12 protein-coding genes and 1 other RNA gene are annotated in these 15,144 nt (G+C 64.7%); 5 read left to right on the forward strand and 8 right to left on the reverse strand.

All coding sequences use genetic code 11. The features are described from left to right. Nucleotides 1-182: 182 nt before the first annotated feature. From dnaJ to hrcA, 4 genes are all read right to left on the reverse strand, one after another. A complete protein-coding gene (gene dnaJ / locus XcuCFBP2542_RS01135; protein WP_104601789.1) occupies nt 183-1,310 on the reverse strand; it encodes a molecular chaperone DnaJ in 1,128 nt (375 codons plus the stop codon). Between the two features lie 138 nt (nt 1,311-1,448). Beyond that, a complete protein-coding gene (dnaK, locus tag XcuCFBP2542_RS01140) occupies nt 1,449-3,377 on the reverse strand; it encodes a molecular chaperone DnaK (protein ID WP_104601790.1) in 1,929 nt (642 codons plus the stop codon). 141 nt (nt 3,378-3,518) lie between these two features. Continuing rightward, nucleotides 3,519-4,037 (reverse strand): nucleotide exchange factor GrpE, encoded by a 519-nt coding sequence (gene grpE / locus XcuCFBP2542_RS01145; protein ID WP_104601791.1) that lies wholly within the window; start codon nt 4,035-4,037, stop codon nt 3,519-3,521. A 100-nt stretch (nt 4,038-4,137) separates the two neighbouring features. Continuing rightward, on the reverse strand, nt 4,138-5,169 hold the full coding sequence (gene hrcA / locus XcuCFBP2542_RS01150) for a heat-inducible transcriptional repressor HrcA (RefSeq protein WP_167526998.1): 1,032 nt from the start codon (nt 5,167-5,169) through the stop codon (nt 4,138-4,140). Nucleotides 5,170-5,308: 139 nt separating this feature from the next. Between hrcA and recN the strand changes: the two genes are divergently transcribed. Next, a complete protein-coding gene (gene recN / locus XcuCFBP2542_RS01155) occupies nt 5,309-6,973 on the forward strand; it encodes a DNA repair protein RecN (protein WP_104601793.1) in 1,665 nt (554 codons plus the stop codon). A 990-nt stretch (nt 6,974-7,963) separates the two neighbouring features. Here the strand turns inward: recN and fur are convergent. Beyond that, nucleotides 7,964-8,374, reverse strand: a complete 411-nt coding sequence (gene fur / locus XcuCFBP2542_RS01160) for a ferric iron uptake transcriptional regulator (protein WP_029221003.1) — start codon at nt 8,372-8,374, stop codon at nt 7,964-7,966. Nucleotides 8,375-8,478: 104 nt separating this feature from the next. On the opposite strand from fur, the gene XcuCFBP2542_RS01165 reads away from it, so the two are divergent. Continuing rightward, on the forward strand, nt 8,479-8,874 hold the full coding sequence (locus tag XcuCFBP2542_RS01165; RefSeq protein WP_039403293.1) for an outer membrane protein assembly factor BamE: 396 nt from the start codon (nt 8,479-8,481) through the stop codon (nt 8,872-8,874). 237 nt (nt 8,875-9,111) lie between these two features. Here the strand turns inward: XcuCFBP2542_RS01165 and XcuCFBP2542_RS01170 are convergent, their stop codons facing one another. Together XcuCFBP2542_RS01170 and XcuCFBP2542_RS01175 are read right to left on the reverse strand one after the other, a co-directional pair. Continuing rightward, complete coding sequence (locus XcuCFBP2542_RS01170) at nt 9,112-9,381, reverse strand: RnfH family protein (protein WP_104601817.1); 270 nt, start codon at nt 9,379-9,381, stop codon at nt 9,112-9,114. Between the two features lie 7 nt (nt 9,382-9,388). Further along, on the reverse strand, nt 9,389-9,820 hold the full coding sequence (locus XcuCFBP2542_RS01175) for a type II toxin-antitoxin system RatA family toxin (protein ID WP_104601795.1): 432 nt from the start codon (nt 9,818-9,820) through the stop codon (nt 9,389-9,391). Nucleotides 9,821-9,880: 60 nt separating this feature from the next. Between XcuCFBP2542_RS01175 and smpB the strand changes: the two genes are divergently transcribed. Then, nucleotides 9,881-10,384 carry an SsrA-binding protein SmpB gene (smpB, locus tag XcuCFBP2542_RS01180; RefSeq protein ID WP_029221007.1) on the forward strand — a complete coding sequence of 168 codons (504 nt, stop codon included), beginning with the start codon at nt 9,881-9,883 and terminating at the stop codon, nt 10,382-10,384. 146 nt (nt 10,385-10,530) lie between these two features. On the opposite strand, the gene XcuCFBP2542_RS01185 is transcribed toward smpB, so the two are convergent. Continuing rightward, nucleotides 10,531-12,969, reverse strand: a complete 2,439-nt coding sequence (locus XcuCFBP2542_RS01185; RefSeq protein ID WP_104601796.1) for a S8 family serine peptidase — start codon at nt 12,967-12,969, stop codon at nt 10,531-10,533. A gap of 133 nt (nt 12,970-13,102) precedes the next feature. Here XcuCFBP2542_RS01185 and ssrA point away from each other — a divergent pair. Both ssrA and XcuCFBP2542_RS01195 read left to right on the forward strand, forming a co-directional pair. Continuing rightward, nucleotides 13,103-13,499, forward strand: a transfer-messenger RNA (tmRNA) gene (ssrA, locus tag XcuCFBP2542_RS01190). 105 nt (nt 13,500-13,604) lie between these two features. Beyond that, nucleotides 13,605-15,101 carry a site-specific integrase gene (locus tag XcuCFBP2542_RS01195; RefSeq protein ID WP_104601797.1) on the forward strand — a complete coding sequence of 499 codons (1,497 nt, stop codon included), beginning with the start codon at nt 13,605-13,607 and terminating at the stop codon, nt 15,099-15,101. Nucleotides 15,102-15,144 lie beyond the last annotated feature (43 nt).

The raw sequence follows: 15,144 nt of genomic DNA on the forward strand, positions 1-15,144 counted from the left end.
CCCAGGCTTCAGCAGGCTTCGCGCATGCCCTCATCCGCCTCTAAGGAGCAGATTCTCTCCATGAAGGCGGCCAATATCCCGGCAGGAGAAGGATGTTGTTCTTCTGGCACGTCTTGCGACACCTGCTCCTGCAAGGAACAGGCACTTATGTCAGCAGCCTTGGTGACAAAAACAGACGTCGCTTACGAGGTCATCCTGTCCCAGAAGCCCTTGACGCCGTCGATGAAGGTCGCCGACTTGGGCGAATGCTTGCGGGCATCCTCACCGGTGAAGGTGGCCTCGAACTGCTGCAGCAGCTCGCGCTGGTCGGCGGTGAGGTTGACCGGCGTTTCCACCACCACGCGGCAATACAGATCGCCTTCGCTGCGGCTGCGCACCGAACGCACGCCCTTGCCGCGCAGGCGGAACAACTTGCCGGTCTGCGTTTCGGCCGGGATGCGGATTTCCGCTTCGCCACCCAGGGTCGCAACACGCACGGTATCGCCCAGCGCCGCCTGCGAAATACGGATCGGCACCTCGCAATGCAGATCGTCGCCGTCGCGCTGGAAGATCGCATGCTCGCGCACCCGCACTTCCACGTACAGATCGCCCGGCGGGGTGCCGGCCGGGCCGGCCTCGCCCTCGCCTGCCAGCCGGATGCGGTCGCCGGTATCCACCCCGGCAGGCACCTTGATCGACAGCACCTTGTTCTCTTCCACGCGACCGGCACCGTGGCAGACCTTGCATGGATTGCGGATCAGCGTGCCGCGCCCATCGCAATGCGGGCAGCTCTGCTGCATGGCGAAGATGCCACGCTGGATGCGCACCTGGCCGCGCCCATGACAGGTGCCGCAGGTCTCGACCTTGCCGTCTTCCGAGCCGCTGCCGTGGCAGGACGTGCATTCGATCAGGGTCGGGATCTCGATGCGTCGCTCGATGCCGGCGACGGCTTCTTCCAGATCCAGCTCCAATACGTAACCGACGTCGGCACCACGTCGCGCAGCGCGCGGACCGGCGGCGCCACCGCCAAAAATATTGCCGAAGATATCGCCAAAGATATCGCCCATGTCCGGGCCACCCGGCCCGCCGCCGCCCCCCATGCCGTGCTCGAACGCGGCATGGCCGTGCGCATCGTAGGCACGCCGCTTGTTGCCATCGGACAGCACTTCGTAGGCTTCCTTGCATTCCTTGAACGCCGCTTCGGCAGCCGCGTCACCAGGATTGCGATCGGGGTGGTGCTTCATCGCACAACGTCGATAAGCCTTCTTCAGCTCCTCGTCGCTGGCACCGCGGGCAACGCCCAGCACTTCGTAGTAATCGCGTTTGCTCATGACAGGGAATCGGGAATCGGGAGAAGGGAATCGTTCAAAGCGTACATCCTCAAATCAATCAGCGTTCGGTGGGGTCAGAACAGCGAAGGAGCGATGCCGTCGCATCGCTCCTCCGATTCTCTATTCCCTATTCCCGACTCACGCTTTCTTATCGTCCTTGACCTCGGTGAACTCGGCGTCCACCACGTCGTCGGCGGCCTTGGAGGTCTGCGCGTTGCCGCTGGCCGCATCGGCGTTACCGCCCTGCTCTGCTGCTGCCGCCGCCGCGTACAGCGACTGGCCGGCTTCTTCCAGAGTCTTGCTGCGTGCTTCGATCTGCGCCTTATCGTCGCCCTTCATGGCGGTTTCCAGGTCGGCCAGCGCCGCTTCCACCTTGCCGATCACATCGCCACCGACCTTGCTGCCATGCTCGGTGATCGCGGTGCGGGTGGCGTGGATCAGGCCATCGGCCTGGTTGCGGGTCTGCACCAGCTCCTGGAACTTCTTGTCTTCCTCGCGGTTGGCTTCCGCGTCGGCGACCATGCGTTGGATCTCTTCATCCGACAGGCCCGAACCGGCCTTGATCTCGACCTTCTGTTCCTTGTTGGTCTTCTTGTCCTTGGCCGAGACGTGCAGGATGCCGTTGGCGTCGATGTCGAAGGACACTTCCACTTGCGGCATGCCGCGCGGCGCCGGCTCGATGCCGGAAAGGTCGAACTTGGCCAGCGACTTGTTGAAGCGGGCCTGCTCGCGCTCACCCTGCAGCACATGCACGGTCACGGCCGACTGGTTGTCTTCGGCGGTGGAGAAGGTCTGCGAGGCCTTGGTCGGGATGGTGGTGTTCTTCTCGATGATCTTGGTGAACACCCCGCCCATGGTTTCGATACCCAGCGACAGCGGGGTCACGTCCAGCAGCAGCACGTCCTTGACGTCGCCGGCCAGCACGCCGCCCTGGATCGCGGCGCCCACGGCCACCGCTTCGTCCGGGTTGACGTCCTTGCGCGGTTCCTTGCCGAAGAAATCGGCAACCGCCTGCTGCACCTTCGGCATGCGGGTCTGACCGCCGACCAGGATCACCTCGTTGATGTCGCTGGCGCGCAGGCCGGCATCGTTCAACGCGGTGCGGCACGGATCGATCGACTTCTTGACCAGATCTTCCACCAGCGCTTCGAGCTTGGCACGGGTCAACTTGATGTTGAGGTGCTTCGGACCTGAGGCATCGGCAGTGACGTACGGCAGGTTCACTTCGGTCTGCTGACTGGTCGACAGCTCGATCTTGGCGCGCTCTGCGGCGTCCTTCAGGCGCTGCAGCGCCAACGGATCCTTGCGCAGGTCGATGCCCTGGTCCTTGTTGAATTCGTCAACCAGGTACTCGATGACGCGGTTGTCGAAGTCTTCGCCGCCCAGGAAGGTGTCGCCGTTGGTGGCCAGCACTTCGAACTGCTTCTCGCCATCGACCTCGGCGATCTCGATGATCGACACGTCGAAGGTGCCGCCGCCCAGGTCGTACACGGCGATCTTGCGGTCACCGCCGTTCTTGTCCAGGCCATAGGCCAGGGCTGCGGCGGTCGGCTCGTTGATGATGCGCTTGACGTCCAGACCGGCGATGCGGCCGGCATCCTTGGTGGCCTGGCGCTGGCTGTCGTTGAAGTACGCCGGCACCGTGATCACCGCTTCGGTGACCTTCTCGCCGAGGAAGTCTTCAGCGGTCTTCTTCATCTTTTCCAGCACGCGCGCGGAGATTTCCTGCGGCGCCATGCGCTTGGCATCGCTGGTCTGCACCCAGGCGTCGCCGTTGTCGTGCGCCAAGATGCCGTACGGCACATGCGAGATATCCTTCTGTACTTCGGCGTCGGTGAACTTGCGGCCGATCAGGCGCTTCACCGCGTAGAAGGTGTTCTTCGGGTTGGTCACCGCCTGGCGCTTGGCCGAGGCACCGACCAGCACTTCGCCGTCCTTGGTGTAGGCGACGATGGAGGGCGTGGTGCGGTCGCCCTCGGAATTTTCGATGACGCGGGCCTTGCCGCCGTCCATGATCGCCACGCACGAGTTCGTGGTGCCGAGGTCAATACCAATGATCTTGCCCATGGATACGCTCCTGATGAGTCTTTAGCTGTGTCCGGCGACGCCGGGTCTGGCTGAGATGTGGGGGTGGCGCGCAGGTGTTCAAGCCACCCGTGCGCATCTGTGTGTCATCCGTGCGCCTGGCAGTTCAGCCGGCGCGATCGGTCAATCGTGCTTGGCCACGACCACCAGGGCCGGGCGCAGCAGACGTTCGTTGAGCAGGTAGCCTTTCTGGAACACCTGCACGACGTGGCCGGGCGCAATGCCTTCGGCTTCGCCCTGGCTGATGGCCTGGTGCTGGTCCGGATTGAACGGCTGGCCAACCGGGTCGAGCAGGGTCAGGCCGTTGTCGGCGGCAACCTTGAGCAATTGCTTGTAGGTCATGTCCAGGCCATCGCGCAGCGGGCTGGGTTGGGTACCAGCCGCAGTCAGCCCGGCATCCAGGCTGTCGAACACCGGCAGCAACTCGCCCAGCAGCTTCTCGTTGGCGAACTTGCGGGCATTCTCCACGTCGCGCGCGATGCGCTTGCGCTGGTTCTCCAGGTCGGCGCGTTCGCGCAGGGCATCGGCCTTGACCAGGGCGATCTCGCTGCGCAGCGACTCGATCTCGGACTTGAGCGGATCGGTCTCGGGCAGGTTCTGGGACGGGTCTTCTGAATCGAATTCGGGGTGGTCTTGGTTCATGTGCAGTTCCCGGGCAAGCGGAACGCCCGCCCCAACGTCACCTCGTATATGGGCGCCGGGGCGCGTTTCAAGCGAAACCCATTGCCGCGATGGAGCGCGACTATCGCGCCCCGGCCGGCTCCATCGCCGCGCCCAGCACCTGGGCGGCGGTCTGCACCAGCGGAATCACCCGGTCGTAGGCCATGCGCTTGGGGCCGATGACCCCCAGCACGCCCAGTACCTGCCCGCCGGCGGTATACGGCGCGGTGACCAACGAGACGTCGTCCAGCGACAGCATGCCGGTCTCCTCGCCGATGAAGATGCGCACGCCCGGCGCCTGGATGGTGCGTTCGAGCAGCTGCAGGATCTCGCGCTTGCTGGCGAAGGCCTCGAACAGCTCGCGCAGCCTGTCCAGGTCCGACAGGTCCTGTACCCCCATCAACCGGGTCTGCCCGGCCATCACCATGTCGTCGGCCTCGGCCGGCACCAGCGCCTCGCTGGCCAGGTCCACACTGTGCTCCAGCAGCTGCTCCATCTGGTTCTTGGCCATGCGCAGCTCGCGCAGCAGGCTGGCGCGGATATCGGACAGCGCGCGCCCGGCGAACTGCGCATTGAGGTAATTGGCCACCCGCTCCAGCTCGGCCGGCTCGTAGGCGCGGCGCGGCTCGATCACCCGGTTCTGCACCTCGTTGTCGGCAAACACCAGGATCGCCAGCACCCGCCGCGCATCCAGGGACACGAAATCGATATGCCGGAACGCGAACTGCTCGCGCTTCGGGGCGCTGACCACCCCGACGAAATGGCTCATCGCCGACAGCATCTGCGAAGCGCTGCCCAGCAGCGACTGGGTTCCGTTGCCGCTGGCCAGCTCCGCGCGCAGCCGGCGCACTTCTTCTTCGCCCGGCGGCTGCATCTGCACCAGGCTATCGACGAACACCCGGTAGCCATGCGCGGTGGGCACCCGCCCGGCCGAGGTATGCGGGGAGCTGAGCAGCCCCACGTCTTCCAGATCGGCCAGGATGTTGCGGATGGTGGCCGGGCTCACGTCCAGCCCGGCGTGCTGGGCCAGGGTCTTGGACCCCACCGGCTCGCCGTCGCGGATGTAGCGCGCAATCAGCGTGCGCAGCAACTGGCGGGCGCGGGGGGCGAGCATTGGGGGCTGGGACGCGCGCATGGGATCATCCGGTGAGACTGGGCATAGATAATGTCTGGCCCCGGGGATGGCAAGCATCCGACTCCCTGCCCGCACCGTCAGGCCCTAAGCTTCCCCAACGCATTCACTCTCGACCCTCATGCTCACACACCTCTCGATCAAGGATTTCGCCGTCGTCCGCGCCACCGAACTGGAATTCGGGCCGGGCATGACCGTGGTGTCGGGCGAAACCGGCGCCGGCAAGTCGCTGATGGTGGACGCGCTGGGCTTCCTGTCCGGCCTGCGCGCCGACAGCGGCGTGGTGCGCCATGGCGCCGACCGCGCCGAACTGTCGGCCGAATTCCAGCTGCCGGCCGAGCATCCCGGCCTGGCCTGGCTGGCCGACAACGAGCTCGACGACGACGCCCAATGCCAGCTGCGCCGGATCATCCGCGCCGATGGCGGCTCGCGCGCCTGGATCAACGGCCGCCCGGTCACCTCCTCGCAACTGGCCGAGCTCGCGGCGCGGCTGGTGGAAATCCACGGCCAGCACGAACACCAGGCGCTGATGGCCCGCCATAGCCAGCTCGCCCTGCTCGACGCCTATGCACGCAACAGCGCCCAGCGCGAGCAGGTGCGCCAGGCCAGCCAGCGCTGGCAGGCGCTGCTGGACGAGCGTGATGCGCTGTCGGCACAGGGCGATGTCTCCGATCGTATCGGCTTTCTGGAACACCAGCTGGCCGAGCTGGAACGCGAAGACCTGGACCCAGCCGCGATTGCCGCGCTGGACGTCAACCACCGCCGCCAGGCCCATGCCACCGCCTTGATTAGCGCCTGCGACAGCGTGGCCCGGCAGCTCAACGGCGACGATGGCCCCTCGGCCCTGGGTCTATTGCAGGACAGCCGCCACGACCTGTCCCGCGTGGCCGAGCACGAACCGCGCCTGGGCGAGGTGGACGCGCTGCTGGACAGCGCCGTCATCCAGATCGAAGAAGCGCTGGCCCTGCTCGACCGCGTGCGCGACGACCTGGAGGCCGACCCCACCCAGTTCGAGGCGATGGAACGCCGCCTGGGCCGCCTGCACGACTTGGCCCGCAAGCACCGCGTTGCGCCGGACGAGCTGGCCGCGCACCGCGACCATCTGAGCGCCGAGGTCGAGAGCCTGCGTGGCGCCGACGAGCGCCTGCAGCAGCTGGACAAGCACATCGAGACGGCCACCGGTGTCTGGCGCAACGCGGCCGGGGTGCTCAGCGACAGTCGCAAGACCGCTGCCGAAGCCCTGTCAGCGGCCACCACCACGCTGATCGGCGAGCTGGGCATGGGCGGCGGCCAGTTCCTGATTCAGTTGCAACCCCAGGACACCCTGCGTCCAGACCCGAACGGCGCCGAGCGGGTGGAATTCCTGGTCGCCGCCAACGCCGGGCAGCCGCCGCGCGCGCTGCGCAAGGTGGCCTCCGGTGGCGAGCTGTCGCGCATTTCGCTGGCCATCGAAGTGGCCGCGCTTGGCCTGGACAGCGTGCCGACCATGGTGTTCGACGAAGTGGATTCGGGCATCGGCGGCGCGGTGGCCGATATCGTCGGGCAGAAGCTGCGCGCGCTGGGCGAGGAGCGCCAGGTGCTGTGTGTCACCCACCTGCCGCAGGTCGCGGCCAAGGGCCACGCGCACTACCGGGTCAGCAAGGCGCCGGTGGACGGCATGACCCAGAGCGCCGTGGAACTGCTCGGCCCGCAGGCCCGCCAGGAAGAGCTGGCACGCATGCTGGGCGGCGTGGAAGTCAGCAAGGAAGCCCGCGCGGCGGCGCGCAAGCTGCTGCAGAGCGCCTGAGCGCAGCGAGCAGCTTGCAAATTCAGGGCCCCCGTTCCCTCCCGTGCTGACGAAGCTCCCTTCCCCCGCCCGCGGGAGGAAGGTGCCCGAAGGGCGGATGGGGGCAACATCGCTGCGACACGACCACCACAGGCGCGACAAGCGCAAACGGTGTTGCCCCTCATCCGGCGCTGCGCGCCACCTTCTCCCGCCAGCGGGAGAAGCGATGCCTGGCTGCGCGTGATCTCTCGATTGCACTGCGACTGACCACCCAGCGCTCCCTTCCCCAGCCTGCGGGGGAAGCTGCCCGAAGGGCGGATGGGGGCAACATCGCTGCGATACAACCACCACGGGCGCGACAAGCGCAAACGGTGTTGCCCCTCATCCGCGCTGGGCGCCACCTTCTCCCGCCAGCGGGAGAAGCGATGCCTGGCTGCGCGTGATCTCTCGATTGCACTGCGACTGACCACCCACCGCTCCCTTCCCCAGCCTGCGGGGGAAGCTGCCCGAAGGGCGGATGGGGGCAACATCGCTGCGACACGACCACCACGGGCGCGACAAGCGCAAATGGTGTTGCCCTCATCCGGTGCTGCGCGCCACCTTCTCCCGCCAGCGGGAGAAGCGATGCCTGGCTGCGCGTGATCTCTCGATGGCACTGCAACTGACCACCCACCGCTCACTTCCCCAGCCTGCGGGGGAAGGTGCCCGAAGGGCGGATGGGGGCAACATCGCTGCGACACGACCACCACGGGCGCGACAAGCGCAAATGGTGTTGCCCTCATCCGGTGCTGCGCGCCACCTTCTCCCGCCAGCGGGAGAAGCGATGCCTGGCTGCGCGTGATCTCTCGATGGCACTGCAACTGACCACCCACCGCTCACTTCCCCCGCCTGCGGGGGAAGGTGCCCGAAGGGCGGATGGGGGCATGGGCCTGCAGCACACCCACCAACACGCCCCAGAACGCACAAGGCGGCCGAAGCCGCCTTGTCGTTCGTATTGGCGATGTAGCGCGCTCAGCGCTGGCGCTTTTTGCGCACGTAAAGCACCAGCGAATGCTCTTCCAGCTCGTAGCCGTGCTTGGCGGCGATCTGCCGCTGCAATGCCTCGATCTCCTCGCTTTCGAACTCGATCACATGGCCGGTATCCACATCCACCATATGGTCGTGGTGGCCACCGCGGTCCAGCTCGTACACCGCCTGGCCGCCCTCGAAATTGTGCTTGAGCACCAGGCCGGCGGCCTCGAACTGGGTCAGCACGCGGTAGACCGTGGCCAGCCCGATCTCGTCGCCGTGGTCGAGCAGCTGGCGATAGATATCTTCTGCGCTGAGGTGATGCTGGTTGCTCTTCTGTTCCAGCAGCTCCAGGATCCGCATCCGCGGATGGGTCACCTTCAGCCCGACTTTGCGCAGGTCGTGGGTTTCCATGGGTTCTCCGTTCATTGGCAATTTAGCGCCAGCTGCCTTCAAACGGGTCGCGGCGACCGGCAGAAGTGTATCATCGGCATGATTTCCTAAGCACTTACTCCCCGATGCGCAATCTCCTGCTGGTCGCCGCCATTGCCTTGTCCACCGCTGGCTGCGGCATCATCTACAAGCAGCCGATCTACCAGGGCAACCTGATCAAGCAGAACGCCGTGGAGCAACTGCAGGTAGGCCAGAGCAAGCAGCAGGTCAGTGCATTGCTGGGCACCCCGTCGATCCCCGACCCATTCCACGCGCAGCGCTGGGACTACACCTCCACCCAGCGGGTGGATCGCCTGGCGCATACCGAGGTCAAGAACTTCACCGTGTTCTTCGAGAACGACCAGGTCACGCGCTGGGAGGGCGACTATTTCCCGTCGCAGGACGAGCAGCTGGCCAAGTCGGCACCCAAGCAGTTCGGCCGCAATCTGGCACGCGACAAGAAGAAGCAGCGCGGCCGTTGATGCGTTCGGTCAGGGGTCGCTCGACGCCTGGCCGCAGACACTCGGGCTTCTAGCGAACCTTCGCGGCTCGCCGCCCAGAGGCCGGTCACCACGGCTCATCAGACGCGTTGTCGCAGCTGCCGAAGGCCAGTGCAGGCTCGCTGCCAGCTGGGCCTGGCACTCAGCACGCGGCTCTCGGTGACCGAGCTGATCGGCAACGGCAGCCGGGATATTGCAGCCACCAGATGGCTTGGGGCGCTACCCGCCCACCCGCTTGCCCGGCCCGGCACGCCGACGGCGCGCCTCCTTCGGATCCAGCAAGAGCGGCCTGAGCAACTCCACCCGGTCGCCGTCGCGCAGGACCTGCGGCGGCTGCGTCACCTGGCCGTGGATGGCCAGCGCCGCAGGCTGAATCTCCTGCAACAGACCGGATGCTGCAACCGCCTCGGCCACCGTGGCACCTTCGGGCAGCGCGAGCTGCACCGCGCTGCAGCGGTCCGGCCAGGCCAGCACCACCTCGACCCGCACGGTCACTTCACACGTCGCCGCGGTCGGCAACCCGCACGAAATCGTTGACCATGCGATCGGCCAGGCCCTGAAACCCCAGCGCCAGCGCCGGCCCCAGCAAGCGCGCGCTGGTCTCCACTTCCAGGGTCAGGCTCACCTTGCAGGCGTTTTCGCCCAGCGCCTGGAATTCCCAAAGGCCTTCCAGGCGCTTGAACGGCCCGTCGCGCAGGTGCATCGCAATGCGTTCGGGGCGTTCGAGGACGTTCTCGGTGGTGAACCAGGTACGGAACGTGCCCAGCCCCAGGTCCAGCCGCGCCACGGTGTGCGCCTGATCCTGCTCGATCACATGGGCGGCATCGCACCAGCCAAAGCGGCGCGGATAGGCGGCGACATCATTGACCAGATCGAACATGCGGGAGGCGCTGTGTTCGACCAGGGCGCTACGACGGATGGTAGGCATTCGCTAACTTGTGAAAGACGGAAGATCGTTTGACGACACCGAATCGGCGACAATGGCGTCATGAGCAAGAAACCATCCAAGGATAAAGCAAACGGCGCGAAGGCCACGAAAACCATCGCGTTGAACAAGCGTGCGCGCCACGAATACCACCTGGAAGAACGCTACGAGGCCGGTCTGGCGCTGCAGGGCTGGGAGGTCAAGGCGATCCGCGCCGGTCGCGCCAACATCGTCGATGGCTATGCGTACGTGCGCTCCGGCGAGATCTACCTGATCGGCGCGCAGATCACCCCGCTGATCCAGGCCTCCACCCACACCGTGCCGGTAGAACGCCGCGACCGCAAGCTGCTGCTGCACCGGAACGAGATCGACAAGGTGCTCACCCGGGTCGAGCGCGAGGGCTATACCCTGGTACCCACCGCGCTGTACTGGAGCAGCAACAAGGTCAAGCTGGAGATCGCCCTGGCCAAGGGCAAGCAGAACCACGACAAGCGCGACGCCGCCAAGGACCGCGACTGGCAGCGCGACAAGCAGCGCGTGATGCGGCGGCATAATCGCGATGCGTGAATCGGGAATCGGGAATCGGGAATCGGGAATCGGGAATCGGGAATCGTAAAAGCTTGGCTGGTCGGGCGGTGCTGTATCCAGCCTGACGGCAACTCAGCTCAAACAGCCGCTGCTCCTGCGATTCCCCATTCCCGATTCCCGATTCCTCACGTCGCCCCAAGCATGCGCATCAAATTCGGCACTCCCCTGCCCTGCACATAGCGATCGCGTTGCAGGTCGGTGCTGGTGTCCAGCAGCAGTTGCTTGACCCGGTCCGGGAAGCCGATGAACTCGCGGCGTGCCGACAGAAAGCCGGCCAGCACGCCGGAGACGTGCGGTGCGGCCATGCTGGTGCCGCTCATTTCCACCATTAGGCTGGCAAGATCCTTCGGGTCGAAGTCGTAGTAGGCCGAGACGATCTTCTCGCCCGGCGCCACGACGTCGGGCTTGCTGCGACCATCGGCAGTGGTGCCGCGCGATGAGAAATACGACACCCCGTAGTTGTGCGGGCTACTCTTGTGCACCGAGCCCACCACGATCGCTTCTTCGAGATTACCTGGGTCGCTGATCGACAGATCCATGTTGGCCGGGTAGACGCCGCCGTCGTTCTGCATCAGCCAGGTCAGGCCCTCGTTGCCGGCCGCCACCACCACCAGCACACCCTGCCGCCACAGCCGGCGCAGTTCGTTGCACAGCGGCGTGAAGCCGCAGCCGTAGCTTTCCGGGTCGAAGCAGCCACCCAGACTCAGGTTGACCCCGTGGATCACCAATTCGCCAGCACGTTCGTTGATCGCGGCCACCTGTTGCACCGCTTTTATCATCCACGAATCGCGGCCGTTTCCGGCATCGTCAAGCACCTTGAAGCCATACAGGCGCGTGTCCGGCGCCATGCCGGCAAACTCCAGCGGGCTACCGGGATTGCCTTGCGCGTCGGGAATCGAAGCATGGCAGTGGCCGGCGATGATGCCGGCGATGTGGGTGCCGTGCCCATGCCGATCGAGCCGGGCAAACGCCTGACCATCGGCACGCGTGAGTTGCCTGGGCGCGCCACGCCGCGTGCAATCCCACTGCGCCACCACGTTGTCGCGCTGGCCCTTGACGTAGAAATGCGGGTGACTGGCCACGATGCCGGTATCCAGCACCGCCCACCCGATCTGCTGCCCGCGCGCCCGATACGCGGTGCGCGCCGCATCGGCGTGCAGCACGTTACCGGAGACATGGATCAGCGCACGCTTGCCGGCATCGCGCCAGACCCGACGAAAGCCCAGCGCGCGGTAGCGGTCCTGCAACGACTCGATCTCGTAGCGCGTCAGCCGTGCCGAGACGAAACGCTGCAAGCCGTCTTCCAGTTCGATCGCCTCGTCCAGCGCCTCGCCCTTCAATCCGGTGCTGTGCGCGGCGACCTGCCGCAACTGGCTCAGCAACTGGGCGCGCACGCCGTCCGGGTCCATGCCCAGCACTCGCCGATCCAGCTCGATCAACACTTCATGCCGATACTCCGCACTGTGTGCCTCGAGCTGCTCGCTGAGATCCTTGATCAGCACCGCATTGGACACCGGCTGGTCGAAACCGACGCCGACCGCCTGGCGCACCGCCGCACGCACCTGCGGAATCGACAGATAGCCCGAGCCCGAATGCGGGTTGTCCTGCCAATCCGGATTCAGGCGCGCCGCGGCCAGATTTTCAAAGCGCCCCTTGGCATTGCTGATGTCGTCGGTGAGATCGGGGTCCAGCGCGATCGGGTCACGGGTGTCGGCCGCATTGACCCAACGCTGCACGCATGCGGGAAACGGCAGTTTGCGGGTGCCGGTCCAGCGCTTGAACATGCTGCGCACCTGCGGCAACCCCAGCGGTGACCCCACGCTCAAGAACAGCGTCACCTCGCACTCCGCTGCCTGCAGTTGCCGCAGTACGTCGTAGGCGATCATCGAACCCTGGCTGTGCGCAACCACCACGAACGGCCCGCCACCGGCACGCAACCGCTGGGCCAGGCTCTCGCGCATCAGTGCCGCGCGTTCGGGCACGAAGAACAGGTCATGCACATCCTGCAGCAGAGCGGCGGAGATCAGCCGCAGCAGCACCCGGTTGATGGCATCGATCGGCCCCTTGGCCTGCACGCTGCCCGGCGCGCTGGCGCCCTCCAGTTCGTCCAGCAGGCGGTGCAACTCTGCGCGTTCCTGTGCGTTCTTGGCCAATGCGTCGGCCAGCAGATGCAGATCCTGCGCACCCGGCACCAACCCCAGGGTGCTCAGCGCGCGTTGCACGCTCTGGTTCAGCGCCGGCCCCACATCGCGGCTGTCGCAACTGCCCGGCTCGGGCACCGGATAGCGTTCGCGGTTGACCCAGTAGGCCATGCGCGTGCGCTCGCCCATCGGCCGCCCGAACAAGGCCTTGTCCCACTGGCAGCGCAGCACGTCGGCCGGCGGCTTGTTCCCGATACCGTGGATGTAGATCACCGTGCGCACCTTGCCTTGCACGCGCGTGGTGGCGGCCTGCGCCTCATCCGCAGGTTGCCGGACCTCGCGCTTCCGCCGCGCCGGTGACTTTTCTGTCTTGCCCCGCGCCACGCGCGCCGGCCGAGGACGTGAGGGCTTGCCTGTCGCCATTGCTTCGCTCCTTCGCTTGCGGACCATTCCGTTGGGTCCGGACTGAAGCCACTGTAAGCGCTGGAGATCTCACCCCTTGTGACAGGCCGCGCCGATCCCTACACTGACCGGGTCAGCGTTTGATGCTTTCCCCGGGGGTGCACTGGTTTCGACGGGGGTCGCGAAGTCGCTTGGCGCATGCCGAGGGGGCAGCTTTCCTCGTTAATCCAGCAGCAAACTTTTAGTTGCCAACGACGACAACTACGGTTCGGACTTCGCTATCGCCGCTTAATTGGCTTTAGTTGTAGTTCTACAGCCGCCTAAGGCGAACCCCCGAAACTACTTGTGCCCGTGCTCGTAGATGTAGGGTCATTATCACGGAACCGCCGGTAGTGGCTGCCTGTCAGCTGCCGGTTAGATCAAGCAGGCTGGTTCTCAGGTGCGCTTTGCCCGCCGTGCTGCCTGGGGACGAGATCTAACGGAGGGATAAGCATGTAGTGCCGGGGATGGAGTGCTTCCGGACGGCGGTTCGATTCCGCCCACCTCCACCATTCTCGCCTTGAAGTTTACGCTAAGTGCGTTGATTTTTCAAGGTTTTTTGGTGAAATGACGAGCCTCAAACGATGCCCTTCAAAGGTATCGTTTGAGGTATCGTTTTGCCCAAACCCTTCTTATTGAAGCGCCCGAGCGGCCTCTACGCCCGCTTCCTTGTGCCCGTCGATCTGCGCGAGCGTGTGGGCTCTCGCTTCCTCGTGCGCGCTCTGCCTGGTCGTGGTGACACCGCGCGACTGGCCGCCGCTCAAATGGCCGTGTCACTATCAGAGTTGTTTGCGACCGCACGCAGGGGGGCGGCGATGACCGATGACATGTTCAAGAAAGCGCTTGCTGCGCTCCAAGGGAACGCCACGCGCCCCTACACGATCAGGACCGGTAGCGGTGGCTTGGAGCTGTCAGCCGACGGCCCCGAGGACCACGCGCGCTTGATGGAAGCGTTGAGGGCAATTCCCAACATGCCCGCGCCCGTCGCCAAGCCCGACAGCCCTATGTTGTCCGAACGCGCAGCCATCCACATCGGCGAGATGAAGCGCGTAGGCCGAAGCTCGAAAAATGTGCTTGACACCGAGCACACGCTTTCTCTCTTCGTCGCCCTGGTCGGTGACAAGCCTGTCCAAGACTACAAGCCCGACGATGTGCGCGCTTTTTTGAAAGCCATTGAGAGCTACCCGAGCAACGCGTCAAAGATGGCTGTATTCGCCAACCTTGCGCCCATTGATATCTTGAAGAAAGCGCAAGCGGGCGACTACGCCAAGCTCAGCATGCGCACGAAGGAAAAGCACCGCGACCGCGTAGCGGCATTTTTCAACGCGTTAGCCAATGAAGACCTAATCAGCAAAGCACCGCACAAGGCCATCATCAACCGCTCAAAGGCTGTGACCGATGAGCCAAGCCGTGAGCCGTTTAGTCAAGCCGAGCTTGCCGCTTTATTCGATCCAGAGGCGTTCACGACCTGGGCAAGCAAATATCCGCATCGCTGGTTTGGCACGCTTTTAGGGCTTGCCACGGGCGCCCGAGTTAATGAAATTGGACAGCTTTATACGGACGACATTTCAAAAGTCGCAGGGCAATGGGGTGTTCACTACCGTGTGACTCGCCCCGACCAGCGTTTGAAAAATCCACACTCATCGCGCTTTGTGCCCTTGCCAACTAAACTCATTGACGCAGGATTTTTGACTTATCTTGAAGAAGTCAAAGCGGCCGGGCATGAGCGGATTTTTCCTCACCTACCGTTTTCGAAAGACAACGGCTATGGCGACGCCCTCGGCGATCAGTTCAGAGCCTATGCAATCAAGCAGGGACTGACTCAGCGCCTTAAAAGCTTCCATTGTTTCCGCCACACGCTTTCTAATTCTCTCATCAATGAGCACGGGGTTTCGCCCCTTATTTCCCAGCAAATTACGGGGCATGAGCTGACTTTGCCAGCTGGATTGAAACACTATGTGGATCCGCCGTCCATTCCAGCAAGGCATAGAGCACTTGAATTGTTTGGCCCACCTATCGCCCTACCTGCATACCTCGCTGGGCAATTCGACCAATCGTTCAAAAGAGTGGGTCTTCGCGGATCACTGTGGGTGCAATCGAGCATTTTCGGGTAGCGCGGGCAGGAAGCTGGCGATGATCTTGAGCCTCAGGAACTCC

Origin of the sequence: Xanthomonas cucurbitae (assembly GCF_002939885.1) — a bacterium.
Taxonomy (GTDB): Bacteria; Pseudomonadota; Gammaproteobacteria; order Xanthomonadales; family Xanthomonadaceae; genus Xanthomonas; species Xanthomonas cucurbitae.